Below are 18,919 nucleotides of genomic sequence, written 5' to 3'. Positions count from 1 at the left end.
TCCACATCCGATCACTCATAACGAAACGCACACCGGTTTGCTTGACGATCATAGAGGCGTTGAACCACCTGATCCCATCCCGAACTCAGAAGTGAAAAGCGCCATCGCCGATGGTAGTGTGGGAGATTCCATGTGAGAGTAGGTCGTCGTCAAGCTTTTAAATGAAAAAAACCCCGTCCTGCGAAGCAGGGCGGGGTTTTTTCGTTTAGAATCACGTCACCTATCTGTCCACTACAACGGACCCATGTGATGACACGATGCTCCGAAGGAGCCAGTGGCAGACATCCGAAGGATGCCCAGAGGGGATGAAGCGGAGCTTCAGATCATTGTGGTCGTCGTCTCATAAAATTCAGAATTTGGGGTATCATCGGTCAGGGCTTTTTTGTGTCTGGTGAAAACCCCTCCTATCGACGCTTAGCACTTAGGACAAGTTTTAGCTCCTCATGCTACGAAGAGCAGCTATAATGGCTAACGCCGCCCATGCGATAGAACGCTTCTGGGCGCAAACGGTAGTATTTATCCTCAATTGCTTGAGACTGCTCCTGGTAGGGGGCATTCAGTACTGCTTGTAGCGATCTAATCAACGCGTATTCTGACTTTCCATTTTGACTGGTTTTTGAAACTTTTGGTGATGATTAGCTTATGAATCACCATTGATTTGCTTATTACGACATCAAAAAGCCTATATTTACCTACAAGTAGGTATTTCATATTCGATTTATGAAATTTTATTTCATGATTTCTTTTTTCTTAGTATGAGTTGGCCTTAAAGAAGTATAAAATTTGCGCGTCAAATTTTTTGGGTTTTTAAATTTACTAATTGAGGGTTTTGAAATGCCAGCTGTATTACAGTACGTCCTCATAGGTTTAGCGGTTATCGCTTTACTAGGGGTCGTGTTAGAAGACGTGATTCACGTCAATAAGGCTAAAGTCACCTTATTCTTAGGTACTTTTTCGTGGGTGATACTGTATGTCTTTCATGCAGGGACACCTGAGCAAGCAGAAGCTGTATCACGTGGGTTTGAGGAAAACGTTTCAGAGATTGCCAGTCTTTGGTTGTTCCTTGTAGCCGCCATGACATTCGTTGCTTATCTAAACAAGAAAGGCATGATAGAAAATATCATTCATTTGTTTATGCCTAAACGGATTAAAGAACGCTCGTTGCTGTTCTTAACCGCTATATTCTGTTTTGTCTTTTCGTCTCTTGCTGACAACATCACGGCCACACTGGTGTCGGTTACGTTGATTTTGTCTCTGAATTTGTCGACTAAGAAAACTATCCGCTTTGCAACCTTAGTTGTATTTGCCGTGAACTCCGGTGGTGTAGCTTTGATTACCGGCGACGTTACTACGCTGATGATTTTCTTAGACGGTAAAGTTGATATTCTTGATTTAATGATGCTCTCTGCGCCCGCATTTGTTGCCGTCATTTTACTTGCGTTGCTGTTGAGCAGAGGTATGAAAGAGACTGTTGAAATCAGTATTAAACGTAACGAGGTTCGAAGCGTTGACCTGCTGATTGGGGCAGCGTTCTTGTGTACTATTATTAGCACCATTGCGGCCAATGTTTTGTTTAACATTCCCCCTGTACTTATGTTTTTATTGGGAATGGCGACAATGTTTCTAATCGCACGGTTTTTTGATGCAGATGAAAAAGAAGAACAGTCGATTCTTGACTATATCAGGGTGATAGAGTTTGAGACGTTGCTATTTTTCTTAGGGATTTTGCTGCTTGTTGGCATGCTTAAAGAGATTGAGGTGCTCGACTCTATCGTTCGTATGTATGAGGTTTTACCACCAGTTATAGCTAATTTCTTAATGGGGGTATTATCTTCTGCGATCGATAACGTACCGCTCACAGCAGCTCTGTTAAAAGCGGGCATTATCATGACTGAAGCTGAATGGCTGGGATTAACCTACGCCGTAGGTGTTGGTGGCTCTCTATTAGTTATCGGCTCTGCGGCAGGGATTGTCGCGATGAGTAAAGTCAATGGTTTAACATTTGGTTCTTATGCGCGCTATAGCCTTGTATTACTTCTAGTGTATACGATTGGTTATATTGCCTCGATGTCGATGGCACAATTAGTTTTATCCTAAAAATAGCATGATAGAAAGGGCACATCAGAGTGCCCTTTTTTATTGTTAGGTTAGAAGCTAGGGCAAAATTGGCCCAACAATTGAATAGTTTACTATCGTCACCCAAGGAAGGCTTTTCCCTATTGCGTAGGTCGTGCTTCTGTTCTTTATGACCTATTGTGGTGCTTTTTTCCATATATGGTTCAATCTGGAGCGCTTATGATTGATATAGCATGGCTTCTGGTTTCTGCTTCGTTGGTTTTCCTAATGCAGGCGGGCTTTCTATGTCTTGAGAGCGGGCGAATACGCAGTAAAAACAGTATCAACGTTGCTGCTAAGAATATTTCTGATTTTATTCTTTCCTCCGCAGTATTTAATTTAATAGGTTTTGGCTTGATGTTTGGTGCATCGAGCTATGGCTTGTTTGGTACATCAAATTTTCTATTTGGCGATGGAGCTTCGGCAGCCTCAATCGCTTTCTTCTTTTTCCAGATGATGTTCTGCGGCACCGCTGCGACCCTTGTATCAGGGGCAGTGGCTGAGCGTATGACTTTTGCTGGCTATCTAGCGATTACATTGGTCTTAAGTGCGTTTATCTATCCAATTGTTGGGCATTGGGCATGGAACGGTGTGTTCGCTTCTGGAGAGTCTGCCGGATGGCTCGAAAAAATGGGGTTCGTCGATTTTGCTGGATCTACTGTTGTTCACTCGGTTGGTGGTTGGGTGGCGTTGGTTGCTGTCTGGAAAATTGGGCCACGTTTGAGGCGTTTTGAGGAAGGAGTGTATCTTCCTCAAGGAAGCAATTTACCCTTAGCTGGCTTAGGTGTGTTGCTTATTTGGATGGGGTGGATTGGCTTCAACGGAGGGAGCACTTTGGCTTTGAATGAAAGTGTCCCATCGATACTACTTAATACTTTCTTGGCAGCCGTATGGGGGGGAGTGGGTGCCTGTGCAATTTTTTACATCAAGTATCGCTTCATTAATGTGTCACATTTGCTTAATGGAGTGATCGCAGGGCTAGTCGGTATTACTGCTGGTTGTCATGTCGTCTCTGCTGGCGGCGCGATACTGGTAGGTCTGGTTAGCGGTGTGATAACTGTGCTAGGTAGCTATTTAATGGAGCGTTGGCGGTTGGATGATGCGCTAGACGTCGTGCCGGCACATCTCTTTGCAGGCATGTGGGGGACAGTTGCTGTTGCGCTGCTGGGTGATTTGGATGCCATCGGTAATGGTCTATCTCGGATGGACCAGTTGGCCGTACAGATTATTGGCATACTAAGCATTGGTGCTTATTGTTGCGCAGTGGCGTACATCGCTTTGATGGTCCTCAGCCGCTTTATGCAGCTGCGTGTGTCTACTATTGATGAAGAAAAAGGTCTTAACGTAGCCGAGCATCATGCCACAACGGAAATCATCGATCTTTTGAATTCTATGCGCTACCAACAAGACAAGGCGGACTTTTCTCAGAGAGTTCCCGAAGAGCCGTTTACAGAAGTTGGTCAAATTGCCAAGCAATACAATCAAGTGATCGACAAGGTCAATCAAGAGATTAACGAGCGGGATCAAGCTCTCTATTGGTTTAAAGAGAGTGAGATGCGTAAATCGGCCATACTAAATGCCTCCATGGACTGCATTGTTACCATTGATTCAGTTGGTAAGATCATTGAATACAATCCAGCTTCTGAGCGCACTTTCGGAATGCTAAAACGCCAAGTGCGAGACAAGAGCTTTATTGATTTATTTGTTCCGCCCGAAGATCGAGCAGAGATCAGAAACAGCCTTGCAACGGAGTTTTCATCATCTAAAGGTTGGGTGCTAAATCGTCGTAATCATTTTCAATTACAGCGAGGCAGTGATCAAACGTTTCCCGTTGAGATTGCGATCACTAAAGCACTTAATGAAGAAGGGAGCTTTCAAGAGTTTACACTCCATATTAGAGATGTGACTCGTCATGTTAAGTTGCAGCAGCGACTACGCTTTCTAGCTTACTCTGATCCACTGACAAACTTATATAATCGCACCTATATGAATGAGCAGCTTGAGCGTTCGCTACGCTTAAGTGCGGAGCGTGGCTCTCAGATCGCCTTGCTATTTTTGGACTTGGATAAATTTAAAATCATAAACGATACCTTGGGTCACAAAGCGGGTGATGAGTTACTGTGCGAAGTGTCTGCTCGCCTGAGTGATGTGACCACTGAAACGGACGTAATCGCTCGGTGGGGTGGGGATGAGTTTTTGATTATGATCGTTGAGGAAGTCTCTGAGAGCCGTGTACAACAACTGGCTTCAAGTATTTTAAGTGCGATGCGTATCCCCGTGACATTGTCGGATAAACCGGTGAGGGTTGCGACGAGTATTGGGATGAGTATATCGGGAGAGGACAGCACTGCTGAAAAGTTAATTCAGCAAGCGGATATTGCAATGTACAGTGCAAAACAAAATGGCCGTGATAATGCACGTTTTTATGAAGCGTATATGGCAGAGGATGTGGCCAATCTATTTCAATTTGAGCAAGTTATTAAAGAAGCTCTACTTAAAGATCAGTTCTCGTTAGTTTATCAGCCCCAGTACGATCATCAGCGACAAGGGATATTTGGATTAGAAGCGTTAATTCGCTGGCATCATCCCGAGCGAGGTAATATTTCACCAGCAGAATTTATCCCTATGGCAGAAGAATCGAACTTAATATGTCAGATTGATGAGTTTGTGATAGAGGAAGTGCTGAAGTGCTTAAAAGAATGGCAAAATGCAGATGTGGACATTGTACCGATCGCCGTTAATATCTCTGGGCGCCATATGGTTTCCGTTGGCTTTGTAGACTATATCGAGCAAAAATTAACCGAATACAATGTATCCGGCAGGTGGCTCAAAATAGAAATCACAGAAGGGGTATTTATTCACGATGTAAGCCAATGTGTTGACATAATGAGTGCGCTTAATGCTCTAGGTGTGGAAATCTCAGTGGACGACTTTGGTACAGGGTACTCTTCGCTGAACTACTTGAAGACATTGCCGCTCGATATTCTGAAGATCGATCAATCCTTCGTACGTGAGTGTGGTGACTCTGCAGAAGGGGACAAAATTTGTGAAGCGATTATACAGCTAGCGAACAACTTGGACCTGCAGGTCATAGCAGAGGGAGTCGAAACAGAATTGCAGGCGACGGTATTACAGCAGTTAGGCTGTCATCTTCACCAAGGGTATTATTATTTTATGCCAGAAACAAAAGAGTCCGTTAGCGATAGATTACGCCAACAGACTCATAATAAAGCATTGAAACACGGTTGATTACGTTTGATCTGAATCCTGTTCAGGTGCCTTACGTTCTTTGGCTCGGGCCATAAGTGCCTGACCGCTAGTTCTCGGGATAGGCGGGTTATCATGATGTAACGCGACTTTTGCCACCATATTTGCCGCCACAGGTGCAGTGATCAGAAGGAAAAGCGTGATTAACAGCTCTGCGACCGATAGCCCACCTTGGTTCAATGAGTGATATATCAGGGAAGAAAGTAATACCCCTGTAATGCCTAGTGTTGTGGCTTTGGTGGGACCATGTAGGCGAGTAAAGATATCTGGAAGGCGCGCTAAACCGATGGAGCCTACCAATAAAAACACGCCACCCACCAACAACAATATGCTAATGATTAATTCTGCTGTAAAAGACATATGATATTGAGCCCCCTCTTATTCTATTATATCGCCACGAAGTAAGTACTTACAAAGTGCTGATGTGCTGACAAATCCAAGCATTGCAATAAGCAGTGCGGCTTCAAAATACAAACTAGTGCCCATGTATATGCCATACAGCATAATGAGTGCAATGGCGTTAATGTACATCGTATCGAGTGCCAAGATACGATCACTCAAATGTGGTCCAACGAGAAGACGCCAAAGATTTAAAAACAGTGCGATACAGATACAGATCGTAACGAAGAATAGTGCTGAACTTAGCATCCTAATATCTCCTTTATTGGGCGTTCATAGCGCTGCTTAATTTCATCGATCAGCTCTTGCTCGTTAGTCATATGTAATGCATGCACATAAAGCCATTGTTTGTCTTCGGACACCTCAGCGCTCAGCGTACCGGGCGTCAGAGATACAGTACTGGCTAAAAGAGTAATGCCGACGTCAGACTTCACGTCAAGCGGAACGGCAACGAAGCCCGGTTCTAATTTTTTAATAGGCCCTAACACAAGTAGCGCAACTTGAAAGTTCGCGACTAAAATATCCTTCAACACCAAGAGGAAATAACGAAAGGCAAGCCAGGGCTTCTTTAATTTTGGGTGCTCATCGCGCATGCTATTGACCAGCAGCGGGATAGAAATTGCGAAAAATACCGCTAGCAGTATGTGTCCAGGGCTGGCGGAGTTATTAAGTAAAAGCCAGACCACAAACAATAGAAGGCTATGAAATGGCATAGGTAAAAATGTCATTCTAGTGACCTCCGTTTACAAGTGGACTGGTTAACAGCGCATCCACGGACAAGCTTGGGTCATGCAAAAACGTCGCCGCGGAGTTTGCAATCTCAGACATAGGGCCTGCGAACAGGGCAAGCAATGGTGAGGCCGCTAATAACATCACGACGCCGATCCACTCGCCGATATGGATAACCTGTTTTTCATCGTTTTGCTTACTTGGGGCACCTCGCCAAAACAGCGTCGTTCCTGCTCGGGACAAGGCAATTAATGCGCCTAAGCTACTAAGCAATAGAATAGGCCACACCCAAACTTGTTCAGCGGCTGATTGCGTTGCTTGTAGGATCATAACTTTTCCAATGAACCCTGATAACGGCGGCATACCAATTACCGCTACTGCACCGACAGCAAAACACAAAGCAAGAAATACCGGGTTATCCATTGATTTCGCCATCACAAACCGATCTTCGGCTTTACCCCGTTGATTGGAAATCAAATCCGCCAATAAGAATAATCCACCAGCTACTAAGGTGCTGTGGACCATGTAGTAGACAGCAGCGCTGGTGGCGGCTTCGTTTTGCAATGCAGCACACACTAATAATGACCCAGCTGACAAGATAACTAAGTTAGCATTTAGTATCTTTAAGCTAGGACTAGCGAGTGCTCCAACCGTTCCGATAGCAATGGTCATTAAAGCGAGTGGCCATATCCATGATTGTGCGACATTCGCAAGTTCCCCAGCTTCATCACCAAATACGACGTTATGGATACGCAGAATGCTATAAATACCGACTTTTGTCATAACGGCGAAAATGGCTGCAACAGGTGCGCTGGCACTGGAATAGGTCTTCGGTAGCCAGAAATGCAGTGGCAGCATGGCGGACTTTAGGCCAAACACGACCAGTAGCAGTAATGCGCCAATTTTTGCAAGAATGGCCATACTACCAGTGAGTTCAGGAACTTTTTGCGCCATGTCAGCGATGTTAAGGGTTCCGAGTGTGCCGTACATAATCCCCAAGCCGAATAGGAAAATACTGGAACCGACTAAATTTAGTATTACGTAGTGAACAGTTGCCTGTGTTCTTTGTTTCCCTCCGCCATGAACGAGCAATGCATAGGATGCAATAAGCAGGACTTCGAAAAAGACGAATAAGTTGAACACATCGCCCGTTAAGAACGCACCGTTAATCCCCATAACCTGAAACATAAATAGCGGATAGAAATACTTCCCGCCTCGATCATGATTCCCTGTGGCGTAACATAAGGCCCCTAGAGCTAGGAACGTCGTTAATGCAACCATCACAGTGGATAGGGGGTCAGCAACCAGTACAATACCAAAGGGTGGTTGCCAGCCACCTAAAATGTATTGATGTATGCCATCATTTTGTATCTGGATAACTAACAGAACTGCTGCGAGTACTTGTAAAACGCTGGAGAGCAGAGTCACGACCCGTTGGCGATAGAGAGTGCCAGATAACGGAGGCAAAAGAAGCAATGCTCCGGTAAACAAAGGCAGTAGAATTGGCAGAATACTTAGGTGTTGCATTTAGCGTTGACCTCCAGACTTCTGACGTTGTTCTACCGGTGTTTTAGGGATACGCCCATCAACATGATCATTACCTAAGTCTGCACGTGCTCGCATTGCAAGAATCACGGCAAAGGCAGTCATTGCAAAGCCAATTACGATTGCCGTGAGAACTAAAGCTTGAGGTAACGGATCCCCGTAACTGTCTGACATGCCAAGCACCGCAGCCGCTTCTAGTTTTAAGCGCCCGCTCGCAAATAAGAATAAGTTAACGGCGTAAGATAAAAGCGTCAGTCCCACTACAACGGGAAACGTACGACCTCGTAAGGTTAGAAAGATACCGCAGGCGGTCATCACACCCACACAAAAAGCATAAACACCTTCCATTATGCGTCCTCCTCATGAACAGGTCGTTCGCTGGTTGTAAGCTGACCAAGGTTTGCCAGGATCAACATCGTGGCACCAACAACGGTTAAGAACACACCCAAATCAAATAACATGGCACTTGCTAGCTCAAACTTGCCGATTACGGGTAAATAGAAATAATCGAACCAAGAGGTTAGGAACGATTCGCCAAAGAACCAACTACCAAGGCCGGTTAGTGCCGCGATACCAATACCGGATCCAATCATTATCTGATAATCCAATTTCAAACGATCTTTGATCCAATCAACCCCGTGAGCAACATACTGCTGGATGATAGCAACAGAAGTGATCAAACCAGCGATGAAGCCTCCCCCTGGCATATTGTGACCACGTAGGAATATATAAGCCGAGACGAGTAGCGCTAAAGGTAATAAGCTTTGTGACACCACTGATAACATCAACGGATGACGGTCAGACGACCATGGTCGACCACCATCGTCACTCGATGGCATATACAAACGCATACGTGAGATAAGTTTAAAGATACCTAGTGCAGCAATACCTAAAACAGTGATTTCACCTAACGTATCAAAGCCACGGAAGTCGACTAAGATGACGTTGACCACGTTGGTGCCACCACCGCCAGTTTTACTGTTCTCTGTAAAGAAGGTTGAGATGGTATCTAATGGGCGCGTCATGATGGCATAAATCACAGTACCAATAATGCCGCCAATCATTGCAGAGATTCCAAGGTCACGCACCACACGTCTTGGGCTCGATTCCTTAGGCGTTTTTTGCGGTAAGAAAAACAAAGCGAGCATGAGCAGGATGATCGTAACAACTTCGACCGACAATTGAGTCAGTGCAAGGTCAGGAGCTGAGAACTTAGCGAATGCTAACGATACGATGAGACCCACGACGGAAAGCGTTAACAATGCCACCATGCGGCGTCGATGCCAAACAACCGTCGCGAGTGAACCGATGGTCAATAACACGGCGCCAGTGATTGATAACGCATCCAATGGGATTTCAGGGCGTTGGCCAGCCGTCGTATCGAGGTCGAGCAGCGGATACGCACTGACAATAATTGCAAAGCTCAGAACAAAGTAGGTGTAACGCTGCAGTGATCCATTTTCAAAAACGCCAATAAACCACTTACACCAAGTCACCAATGCTTGAATCGATCGTTCAAACACCAGCTTGGGATCATTGCTGGGGAATTGCGCTTGAAACTTATACAAATGCTGGCGATTGTAATAGACCAATAAACCACCAAAGAACGCGATGAAGCTCATTAACAAAGGCAAATTAAAGCCATGCCAAATTGATAAGCTGTAATCTGGTACAGGGCTGTTTAACGCCGCAAACGAGGCACTGTATAGCAAATCACCCACAATAAGACTCGGCAAAATCCCGACTAACAAACACAGCGCAACCAATACTTCTACTGGGACACGCATATAACGAGGCGGTTCATGCGGGGTCTTCGGTAAATTAATGGGTTCGCCATTAAAGAAAACATCATGGATAAAGCGAGTGGAGTAGGCGACCGATAAAACCCCTCCTAATGTTGCTAATACCGGCACCATCCAAGATAGCGATCCTAATGAGCCTTGATGCAAGGTCTCAGTAAAGAACATCTCTTTTGATAAGAAGCCGTTGAGCAGCGGCACACCCGCCATCGCAGATGCAGCGACCATTGCTAATGTCGCGGTATAGGGCATGTATTTCCACAAGCCGTTGAGTTGCCGCATGTCTCTCGAGCCAGATTCATGGTCGATAATCCCAGCGGCCATAAAGAGTGATGCTTTAAACGTAGCGTGGTTAATAATATGGAAGATCGCTGCGACCAGTGCTAAATCAGATCCCATGCCAAGCAGCAACGTAATAAGACCTAAATGACTAATCGTTGAGTTGGCCAACAGACCTTTGAGATCGTGTTGAAACAAAGCCAAATAGCCCCCTAGCAAGAAGGTCGCTAAGCCTGTGAGACTCACGATCAAGAACCAGAGTTCAGTTCCGGCTAGAGAAGGGTAAAAGCGAGCCATTAAGAAAATGCCAGCTTTTACCATAGTGGCAGAGTGTAAGTAAGCGCTTACTGGAGTGGGTGCTGCCATCGCATTTGGTAGCCAGAAATGAAATGGGAACTGTGCGGATTTGGTAAAAGCACCGATTAAAATGAGCACGACAATGACTGGATACAAGGCGTGCGCTCGGATCATATCACCGCTATCAAGCACTGTTTGTAAGTCAAAACTGCCGACCACATTCCCTAGAATCAACAAGCCTGCTAATAAAAAAAGCCCGCCAGCGCCGGTAATGGTGAGCGCCATACGCGCGCCTTTTCGAGCATCACTTTTGTGCCCCCAAAAACTGATTAACAGAAACGAGCTGATACTGGTTAATTCCCAGAACACCCAGATTTGGATCAAGTTATCCGACATTACCACGCCAAGCATGGCAAACATGAATAGGATTAGATAGGAGAAGAACTTACCAATGTTGTCTTTTTCAGACAGGTAATAGCGGGCGTAGAGAATAATCAGTAGGCCAATGCCAAGTATTAAGAAGCTAAACAACAACGCCAAACCATCAAGGCGGAAGGCCAATTCTAGACCAATACTTGGGACCCAAGGTATTGATGTTGTAAAGCGTTCTCCGCCTAAGATGGCAGGTGCCAACTCCAACACTAAGAATAACGCCAACGCAGGCATCGCAGCCGTTAAGAATGCACACGCAGTGCGGCTATAGCGGGCAGAACATAGCGGGACAATAGTGCCTATCAGCACCAACAAAGGAATGCACAGTAAAGTATTCACTAGGCTTGCTCCCTCGTCACATTGACGCGCGATTGTTCAGGGACAAAAACTTTGTAACCCATAAAAATCATTCATCCATTCCAATAGTTCATTCTCTCGCCATGGGCGAAGGTCAGTGTGTTGCTTACATTATGCAAGAATACCGTGATCTCTACACTTTTTCTTTATAATCAATGCGAAATACGATTTTTAAAATGAATCTCTGTTATTTAGATATAAAAAACGCCGGAACAAGCCAGCGTAGTAAATAGACCCAAATTGGCGTAAATAGTTCAGCCTTGTTTTACTTCTTCCATTAGACCTTCGATGCAACGAACCACCCCAAGACTGGCTTTCTCCATAGCATCGAGACACTTGATCATTTTCTCTGTTTGTCCCGCTTTCGCCGCGTTTATTGCCTCGCGGCCTGACTCGTGCACCGTGCGATGGGGAGCTTCAATGGCTCGAAAGAGGGTCGAGTTCTGGTACTGTTGTTTTCCGTCCCCTTGATAATACCATTTGCCCAAGCGGCATTCGGTGTGCAGGTTGACCTCTTGATCGTATTGGCCTTTATCGATACGGTTGTAAATATCGTTTTTCCAAACCGCATGATCCAGCTTTACGGTATCAAGGAACGATTGCGTCGCCGCAAGCTTGATAACGCTTTGCATGGATTGGGAAGAGTGAATCACATTCTCAACCGTACGATCGATTTGCTCAGAAGAAGACGCGATGTCCTCAGCGCTCTGCTGATTATTTTCTACCATATTTTTTATGGAATGAGTTTGATCGAGCACTTTACGCACAAGCTCTTCCACTTGTTCGCTGGCGGTGTGCGTTTTGCTGGCTAAATTTCTCACTTCGTCAGCCACGACCGCAAAGCCTCGACCTGCACTCCCCGCACGAGCGGCTTCAATTGCAGCATTAAGAGCCAATAAATTAGTTTGATCGGAAATTTCTTGGATACTGGATACCAACTGGCTGATGCCATTCGCCGTCTTATCTAGGACATTTGCAGCATCCATACTAGTGGTTGCCTGATCGTTAATGATACTTGCGCGTCGGCTTAAATTCTCAATCGCTGAACGTGTTTCAAGAATTAGATTATCGACTTCTTGTAGTTGAACTTGCTCCGCTAGAAGCGACTCGGCATTCTCTGCGAGGCCGCCCCGAATGTTATTCAGCATTTCACCGCCCTGTAGCTGATACGCTAGAAGCTCCCCACGGAAATCTTCGCTGGCGGTTTCGGACGTCTGGGTTTGCAGCTCATTAATAGTGGAGTTTAATTGGGCTACTTGTTCGGCATGTTTGGCTTGTTCTTGCGTTAGTTGGTGCTCTAGCTCGGCGATACGTTTTTTGTAAGAAGATGAAAACATTATACTGCGTGCTCCGTGAGGCGATCGGAAGTCTTAAAATGGATAGTAGTACAATGCAGACAAGGCTATAGGATGTCTGTATAGGTTTTGTTAAATCCTGATTAAAAGGCTTAACCTTGATCAAGGTTAAGCCTTTTAATCAAACAGGGACTAAATAATATTAAAAGAAAGTCCAGACCACGCTGTGTTCAGACCCCATGCTCCAAAGCAATACGACAATGGCGAGCATGAGCTCTAAAATCAGCACACCGATACCAAGCGTACCACTAGACAAGATGAAGCCTTCTTTATTGCTGATGCCTAAAAAGCTGGGGGTGCCCTTGTACAGTAGGTATCCCGTGTAAGCGACACCTATGACAAGTGCCAGCGTACAGAGCCAAATGATTGGATAAAGTGCAAACAAGCCGCTTAAAAACATTGGCGTTGCAATGTAACCCGCAAATACAATGCATTCAGCCCGGCTGGGGCGGTGAGAGTAATTGCGTGACAACACGTGAATGACTGAGCCCACTGCGGCGACGGCCGCTAAAATAACCGCATAAAACAATACGCCAAGCCCTAATGCGGTCATGGTCGAGAGTTGAACGGCTTCTTCCCCATCAAGAGTCCACCCTACCTGCGTCGTACCGATAAAACTACTCACCACTGGTATCGCTGCCAAAATCAAGACATGGTGCGCGTACATGTGACTAACCGATTCGTGCTCTTTATTGATCTCACGCCATTCTCGATCTGGATGATGGAGTAAACCCCAAACATGATTGATCATGGAAACCTCCTCGCTGCTATGTGCTTATGAGTGTTGGATTTCTGAACGTTACGTTATTGAATTCACTGACAGAGTCATCTTCAGTATAGATGCTTACGCAGCAAGCAGCGGATCCGATAATAATGATTTAGTCTAAGCAGAGGGTTTTTATAGAGTTAAAGAATAAACATAATAAGAGCACTAAGATGAGTGAGCTTTATAAAAGTGCAAGACCCTTCCAACAGGTCATCGCCAGATTGTCGTAATAAAAGACGACTTAAGATAAGGGCTAAAGTGCATTTAACAGACAAAAAAGGGCCACTCAATAATGAGTGGCCCTTTCGATGATTGGTGGAGATGGGGGGGAGTCGAATCTCTTGCTTAGCTCTAATAGTGGCTAATAATGAGCTATAGCCAGCGTTCTCAAGGGACTGTAAGAAGCCTAATAGCTCAGTAAGGCTCATAGATGTTCAATTTTGTAGTCATAATGTGGACGTTGAAAGTCTCTGTAACTTATTGTTTTATATATTCTTCAATGTCTAGCTGAGAAAGTAACATGCATGAAGCCGATTGTACTCACAGTGACGCAAAACGTAAATTTGATATTTTAGAGTTTGTACTTTTACCAGAGTGGAAAATAGAACGTTTCAGGTATCATTTGAAATGCCTTTCATGTGGAGGCGTAGCATTCTATCGTAAACAGAGTATTGACGGGAAAGACGCTTGCTTTGGCTCTCGCTATCATGCAACAGGATGTAATGCAGAAAGATCGTCAAGACACTTTACTATCGATGTAGCAAACTCGATTGAAGTAGACAAAGCAATAAAACAAACAAATGAGTTTATCCTTTCATTTAACGATTTCGAAGATGAAGAAAAGCTAAGTGACGAAGCTAGAGTCAAAAAAGTAATAAGTGAAAAGGCCACCACTGGAACCACTACAAAAACATCATCGTCATCAAAAAAGACTACGCTTTCTAGCTTGTCGCTTGACCGAATCCTTAGTAGCTTAATTAGAGGAAAGAGCCTTGTTGAGTCTGATGTGATAATTCGTATTGGTGATTTCCCATACAAGGCTAAAAACTTATTTGTCAACTTCGAAGACGCCCACCCCGAAAACAATGCAAAAGATGCAAAACCAAAAATGTATTGGGGAACAATATCTTTTGCAAATAAAGAGATTAGTTGGTTAAACCCTCAAGAATGCAAAAATATGGGAATACCTATAACCAAGTTTAGTGAGAAATTAATTAAAAAATACTCCATAAATGATAGGTGGGATTTACATGGAGCTGCAATTATATTATTTGGAAAATGCTATTGGAATAAAGATAAAGACAGAAAGATTATTGAAGTTTGGGATAATGATATAAATAAAATTTATTTATCAATGGCCACTGTGTAAGTCATATTGACGTAATAGCCTCACCCCCAGACCACTGCGTGGCAGGAGGTGAGGCTATTACGTCAAAGAACCATTGTCTTAATAAAAACCATAAGTTCTTTTTGAGAATTAACCTCGCTTTCTGATTTAAATAACCTACCTAGGAGTGGAAGGTTCATAAGAACTGGCACTCCCGTAACTGACCTTCGAGTCTCGTTAGATATCAATCCACCTAATGCTATGGTTTCCCCATTTATAACTCTTGCAACGGTTGAAATAGATCGTTTGTTAGTAACGATGTCTCTCGCCTGAGCATTGCTTGTTACGCTTGATGACTCTTGCGAGATCTTTAAGACAACTTCCCCTGAGGCTAGTACATGCGGTGTCACAGATAAACTTACCCCAACGTCTCGACGCTCGATAGATTGCGTTTGAACCCCTCCATCCGTTGTTTGAGTAGATACCAAAAATGGTACGTTCTGGCCTACCGATATATGGCCTAGCTCTCTATCCATTACTAGAATATTAGGTGTAGAAAGGATCTTGGTTTTTTCATTGGATACTAGTGCTGAAATCAAGCCTTTTAAGCTTCCCGCTGATCCTAAAGGGGCATACCCGCCTAATGTTAATGCGCTTAAAGTAGTTGATTGAGATGTATTCGTTGTCGCCTGAACCGAAAAGCCATTTTTGGATAAGGATGATTCAAGGTTGACTCCTAAGTCTTCTCTATCAGATACGTCCATTTCAAGGATAATGGCCTGTATCATGACTTGCTTAATGTCTAAATCAATTTGAGATACAAGGCCATCTAAGTTAGCAAGTTGAGCCTTAGTTGCTATGACCAGTAGCGAATTAGAGGCTACAAGAGGATCTACTGAATGCCTTGATACAATTACGCTTAAGTTTTCATTTTCTTGTGTACTGGTAGCATTTCCAGCTTTAGCCGAAGAAAGAATCATATTGAACAATGTCAGGGCTTTTGTGTTTCTAATATGCTTTAACGCATACACCTTGGCATCAAGAGCAGGTAAGTCAATTTGCGAGTTTGTATCGATGGATACGATTAAATCATTGCTCTTTTCTTGAACGCTGTAACCGTTTGCGGCCATTACTTTTTTAAACAAAGGGATAAGATCTTGATCATCTAACTTGCTTACATTGATTGATATATTACCTTCAACTGCTTTGCCTAAAATGATGTTTCTTTGTGTCTGTTCAGAAACCCAAGTAGCAAAGTCTGCAAGAGGTGATTGCTTGATAACAAAAGGGTCGAGCGGGTAAGCTTGGACAGTCGAACATAGCAGTAATACACTAATTACAATAAACCGAAACATAGTCGTCTCCCTTTGTGATTAGTGCTTCACAGTCACCACGTGATTTTACGGTGAAGCCTTTTTTTCTGAGTAATTCAGCCGTCTGTTTTTTGCCGTCAGTGTCGATAAATTGATAATTCGACAGCTGACCAGGGAAGTTAGCAAAGCCTGAAATAGACCACCCTGAAAATTGCTCTCTCAGTGGCTTAGTTGGCTCAACCATAACGGTTTCAGTTATTGGTTTTTCTTCTTTCTCTGAGGTGATTTCTAATAAGGCAAAGCAGGAAATCATGCCAAGTGCAAAAAAAGTAAGGCGTGACCATTTCCTAAAGTAAATCTTAGTAATACGCATAATGTTCCTTAATGTTTTTGGCACCGAGTAGCGGCCATGGGTGTAATAAGGGGGGAGTACAGAATAAACACCATTGGCATAATGGTCGGTAAACATCTGTTTGGTGTCATAGCTCGAATAAAGAGACACACCAACGGTTACCCAAGTGTCTACTTTTAATGCAGTAGGTGAATCGCCATAACGGACAATGCCTAGGTGCACTTTAGGAAGAGGAATCTTTCCTCCTGTTAGGATCTTAAAAATGGAACCTATAAAAGGAAGCGTTGCTCTATCTGTACGACGACAGTACACAACGTGTTCAGCTAAAGCTAAACGCGCTTGTTTATCGACAAGGCTTAGGTCTTGGATGATAAAGATAATGTCCCAACCTTTTTTACGAGCATGAAGAAGCCAATTTATGACGGCTTGACGGCCTTTATCTGCCCATGTTCTAGAGTTAAACCAAGTGCCACATTCATCTAATACCAAAAGACCGTTTAAGCTTTCGTCATAGCTTTTGTTGCCTACGCCAATCGCTTCTAAATCGAAAATTTCAGGCTTGTCAGGAACTCTATAAAGGCGAGTATTTTTTTTATTTCTGCCAAGCATGTTTTTTAAGTTAATGTCTAAATTAGTCGCCACAGGAAGACCTTTGTTTAACTTATCTCTAATACGACCAACAGAGACTAAACTTTTTCCTGCACCTAATTTTCCTGTCACGAAGTAAACTGCCATGTGCCTTCCCCTTAACGACTAGATGCGTAATATTCAATAAAACGGACTTGCCACAACCACACCCATTTGATGGTGTGAGCAGAGACAAGCACGGCTAAACAGATAGGGGCGTTATTTGGAACAATTAAACTCATTGCTTGAATGAACATTGGTGGAGCGACCAAGGCAATACTAGCTATAAGTGTTTTCAATAGAGCAATCATACCTATCGTGAGAGTAGCAATCGTTGCAATAACACCAAGCTGAGTGGCTGTGCGTGCTGTAAACCATTTGGCAAAGAAAGCGATGAAATTACCTAGCATAGTCGCAAAGAATGTCGCTAAGGCTGGTAGTCGTAAAAGTCCCCCCACAGACGAGACCAAAGAGAGCAGTAAATTAGACATAGTTAAGATCCTTCTTGTCTTGGCTGTGGGCTAGATATGATGATTCCTATGAGCTGTTGGATCGTATAGAACGCAAGCAAAAAGCCAAAAACAGCCTTGAACTTATCAGAGAAATCACAGGATAAAGTGAAGCTATATGGTTGAGACGGATTCCCAAAAATAAGAGGAATGCATTCTTGAGGTTGAGGAAGTACGTTCAAGATTGGATCGAATATACCCTCAATAACGCTGCTGTTTAGAGGGGATGCGCTTTCGATTGTGGATATTTCACTTTTTACTGAATCAAGAGCTTTTTCATTTTCATCATTGAAGACTCCCGTAAGTGTGTCCATGATATTTGTAATAAACCCGCTTGTAATACCGTGCTCACCTAAACAGCCATACGGATCAACATTAGGATCACATGACTTTAGGTTATCTAGTTTTGATGAGATGTCTGTTAATTGGCTCGAAATAATGCCATTACCAGATGAGACTGAATTATTTAATCCATTGACTGAATCCACAATGCCGCCAGTACCATCTGCGACAGCGCTTGATATGTCAGAAGAAGATTGGTCTATCGAATCGGAAATATTAGCCGAAGCTCCATCGACTGAGTCAATAATAGAAGAAGAGCCATTATCTGAAGAGTTGCTCTCATCTATAGCTGATTCAATACTAGATAAAGAAGTTTCTAAGCTTGATTGAACTGAATTAATGGCATCTATGGTTCGATCTGTATTAGATTCAGCAGAACTAATGCCATCTCGAACAGCTCTCTCAACATTACTAAAATCAGGCCTCAATTCTAAGCCAATCGCAGCAGCTAAGGCAGATGGATCGGAATCACCTGAACTGATAGGAGGTTCAGGGCTTTGAGGATCGTTGTATTCATTGCCGTCGGCATTGCCTCCATTGCTTGGATGATCTGGCGAGGCAGGGTCAATATCACCACAGGAATAATCCCAGTTATTTGGATCACGATAATTGAAAGAAAAAAGTGATGAAGTTGAAGAGCAATTTGCATTACTTATTGCATATTGATAGCAAGAGTCATAGTCTGCACAAACACCATTAGATACCGAACAATAAGCTCCCTCTTCTACATACTCACCATTATCACACTCTTTGGGTGTAGGCCTATCGCAATAATCTTGATAACCATAAACATTAGGGGGAAACCCATCAGAGCACATAGTAACTTCATTAGAAGTGCATGAACTGGTATTTATGTCGGATTGACAATCTTTTCTGGTGATATAAGTGGAATTGTACTCTTTACCAGACTCTCGATAAGTTATTAGCTTGTATTGTGTTTCAACAAGAGGAACAAGTGTGTAGCTAACACAATACGGCGAGCGGTAATCCCCCCGAAAATTAACAGCAGCCAAAAGTAGAATTTTCTCGTAATCTAAACGCAGGAGGTTCTGCATGAAAAAGTCACGTTATACCGACAGCCAGATTATGGCGATTTTGAAACAAGCTGA

At 43.7% G+C, this 18,919-nt stretch carries 15 protein-coding genes and 1 rRNA gene; 4 read left to right on the top strand and 12 right to left on the bottom strand.

What is annotated here, in order from left to right:
- The first annotated feature begins 40 nt into the window (after positions 1 to 40).
- The 3 genes from rrf to amt all read left to right on the top strand — a co-directional run bounded on the left by rrf (position 41) and on the right by amt (position 5,364).
- Positions 41 to 155, top strand: a 5S ribosomal RNA gene (gene rrf, locus DN730_RS18685).
- Between the two features lie 679 nt (positions 156 to 834).
- Complete coding sequence (gene nhaD, locus DN730_RS18680; RefSeq protein ID WP_115469646.1) at positions 835 to 2,097, top strand: sodium:proton antiporter NhaD; 1,263 nt, start codon at positions 835 to 837, stop codon at positions 2,095 to 2,097.
- A 198-nt stretch (positions 2,098 to 2,295) separates the two neighbouring features.
- Positions 2,296 to 5,364, top strand: coding sequence for an ammonium transporter (gene amt / locus DN730_RS18675; protein ID WP_115469645.1), 3,069 nt, complete (start codon positions 2,296 to 2,298; stop codon positions 5,362 to 5,364).
- On the opposite strand, the gene DN730_RS18670 is transcribed toward amt, so the two are convergent.
- The 8 genes from DN730_RS18670 to DN730_RS18635 form a co-directional block, all read right to left on the bottom strand.
- The gene (locus DN730_RS18670; RefSeq protein WP_115469644.1) at positions 5,365 to 5,742 is read right to left on the bottom strand and encodes a Na+/H+ antiporter subunit G; all 378 of its coding nucleotides are present in this window, start codon (positions 5,740 to 5,742) and stop codon (positions 5,365 to 5,367) included.
- An 18-nt stretch (positions 5,743 to 5,760) separates the two neighbouring features.
- The gene (locus DN730_RS18665; RefSeq protein WP_115469643.1) at positions 5,761 to 6,030 is read right to left on the bottom strand and encodes a K+/H+ antiporter subunit F; all 270 of its coding nucleotides are present in this window, start codon (positions 6,028 to 6,030) and stop codon (positions 5,761 to 5,763) included.
- Complete coding sequence (locus DN730_RS18660) at positions 6,024 to 6,509, bottom strand: Na+/H+ antiporter subunit E (protein ID WP_115469642.1); 486 nt, start codon at positions 6,507 to 6,509, stop codon at positions 6,024 to 6,026. The genes DN730_RS18665 and DN730_RS18660 overlap by 7 nt, the downstream gene beginning before the upstream one ends.
- Position 6,510: 1 nt before the next feature.
- Positions 6,511 to 8,037: a monovalent cation/H+ antiporter subunit D gene (locus DN730_RS18655; RefSeq protein ID WP_115469641.1), complete on the bottom strand. Its 1,527-nt coding sequence runs from the start codon at positions 8,035 to 8,037 to the stop codon at positions 6,511 to 6,513.
- Positions 8,038 to 8,403: a Na+/H+ antiporter subunit C gene (locus tag DN730_RS18650; protein WP_115469640.1), complete on the bottom strand. Its 366-nt coding sequence runs from the start codon at positions 8,401 to 8,403 to the stop codon at positions 8,038 to 8,040.
- Positions 8,403 to 11,201, bottom strand: coding sequence for a monovalent cation/H+ antiporter subunit A (locus DN730_RS18645; RefSeq protein WP_115469639.1), 2,799 nt, complete (start codon positions 11,199 to 11,201; stop codon positions 8,403 to 8,405). Before DN730_RS18645 ends, DN730_RS18650 begins: the two co-directional genes overlap by 1 nt.
- Positions 11,202 to 11,473: 272 nt before the next feature.
- Positions 11,474 to 12,556: a methyl-accepting chemotaxis protein gene (locus tag DN730_RS18640; RefSeq protein ID WP_115469638.1), complete on the bottom strand. Its 1,083-nt coding sequence runs from the start codon at positions 12,554 to 12,556 to the stop codon at positions 11,474 to 11,476.
- 160 nt (positions 12,557 to 12,716) lie between these two features.
- Complete coding sequence (locus tag DN730_RS18635) at positions 12,717 to 13,325, bottom strand: Yip1 family protein (protein WP_115469637.1); 609 nt, start codon at positions 13,323 to 13,325, stop codon at positions 12,717 to 12,719.
- Positions 13,326 to 13,860: 535 nt separating this feature from the next.
- On the opposite strand from DN730_RS18635, the gene DN730_RS18630 reads away from it, so the two are divergent.
- Positions 13,861 to 14,709: a hypothetical protein gene (locus tag DN730_RS18630; RefSeq protein WP_115469636.1), complete on the top strand. Its 849-nt coding sequence runs from the start codon at positions 13,861 to 13,863 to the stop codon at positions 14,707 to 14,709.
- Between the two features lie 62 nt (positions 14,710 to 14,771).
- Here the strand turns inward: DN730_RS18630 and DN730_RS18625 are convergent, their stop codons facing one another.
- From DN730_RS18625 to DN730_RS18610, 4 genes are read right to left on the bottom strand one after another with little or no spacing between them, the layout of a single operon-like run.
- Positions 14,772 to 16,022, bottom strand: a complete 1,251-nt coding sequence (locus DN730_RS18625) for a type II secretory pathway protein (protein WP_115469635.1) — start codon at positions 16,020 to 16,022, stop codon at positions 14,772 to 14,774.
- Complete coding sequence (locus tag DN730_RS18620; RefSeq protein WP_245958019.1) at positions 16,000 to 17,052, bottom strand: zonular occludens toxin domain-containing protein; 1,053 nt, start codon at positions 17,050 to 17,052, stop codon at positions 16,000 to 16,002. Before DN730_RS18620 ends, DN730_RS18625 begins: the two co-directional genes overlap by 23 nt.
- A 26-nt stretch (positions 17,053 to 17,078) precedes the next feature.
- Complete coding sequence (locus tag DN730_RS18615) at positions 17,079 to 17,450, bottom strand: DUF5455 family protein (RefSeq protein WP_115469633.1); 372 nt, start codon at positions 17,448 to 17,450, stop codon at positions 17,079 to 17,081.
- A gap of 2 nt (positions 17,451 to 17,452) precedes the next feature.
- Positions 17,453 to 18,865, bottom strand: a complete 1,413-nt coding sequence (locus DN730_RS18610; protein ID WP_147290597.1) for a hypothetical protein — start codon at positions 18,863 to 18,865, stop codon at positions 17,453 to 17,455.
- Positions 18,866 to 18,919: the final 54 nt, after the last annotated feature.

The sequence above is a fragment of the Marinomonas piezotolerans genome (assembly GCF_003362755.1).
GTDB lineage: Bacteria > Pseudomonadota > Gammaproteobacteria > Pseudomonadales > Marinomonadaceae > Marinomonas > Marinomonas piezotolerans.
The sequence above is the reverse complement of the archived record's forward strand: the minus strand, read 5'-3'. Positions and strand labels throughout refer to the sequence as shown.

What these genes read in the sequence shown, in the direction of transcription:
- nhaD (WP_115469646.1), top strand. Translation starts at nt 835, where the DNA reads ATGCCAGCTGTATTACAGTACGTCCTCATAGGTTTAGCGGTTATCGCT.
- amt (WP_115469645.1), top strand. Translation starts at nt 2,296, where the DNA reads ATGATTGATATAGCATGGCTTCTGGTTTCTGCTTCGTTGGTTTTCCTA.
- DN730_RS18670 (WP_115469644.1), bottom strand. Translation starts at nt 5,742, where the DNA reads ATGTCTTTTACAGCAGAATTAATCATTAGCATATTGTTGTTGGTGGGT.
- DN730_RS18665 (WP_115469643.1), bottom strand. Translation starts at nt 6,030, where the DNA reads ATGCTAAGTTCAGCACTATTCTTCGTTACGATCTGTATCTGTATCGCA.
- DN730_RS18660 (WP_115469642.1), bottom strand. Translation starts at nt 6,509, where the DNA reads ATGACATTTTTACCTATGCCATTTCATAGCCTTCTATTGTTTGTGGTC.
- DN730_RS18655 (WP_115469641.1), bottom strand. Translation starts at nt 8,037, where the DNA reads ATGCAACACCTAAGTATTCTGCCAATTCTACTGCCTTTGTTTACCGGA.
- DN730_RS18650 (WP_115469640.1), bottom strand. Translation starts at nt 8,403, where the DNA reads ATGGAAGGTGTTTATGCTTTTTGTGTGGGTGTGATGACCGCCTGCGGT.
- DN730_RS18640 (WP_115469638.1), bottom strand. Translation starts at nt 12,556, where the DNA reads ATGTTTTCATCTTCTTACAAAAAACGTATCGCCGAGCTAGAGCACCAA.
- DN730_RS18635 (WP_115469637.1), bottom strand. Translation starts at nt 13,325, where the DNA reads ATGATCAATCATGTTTGGGGTTTACTCCATCATCCAGATCGAGAATGG.
- DN730_RS18630 (WP_115469636.1), top strand. Translation starts at nt 13,861, where the DNA reads ATGCATGAAGCCGATTGTACTCACAGTGACGCAAAACGTAAATTTGAT.
- DN730_RS18625 (WP_115469635.1), bottom strand. Translation starts at nt 16,022, where the DNA reads ATGTTTCGGTTTATTGTAATTAGTGTATTACTGCTATGTTCGACTGTC.
- DN730_RS18615 (WP_115469633.1), bottom strand. Translation starts at nt 17,450, where the DNA reads ATGTCTAATTTACTGCTCTCTTTGGTCTCGTCTGTGGGGGGACTTTTA.
- DN730_RS18610 (WP_147290597.1), bottom strand. Translation starts at nt 18,865, where the DNA reads ATGCAGAACCTCCTGCGTTTAGATTACGAGAAAATTCTACTTTTGGCT.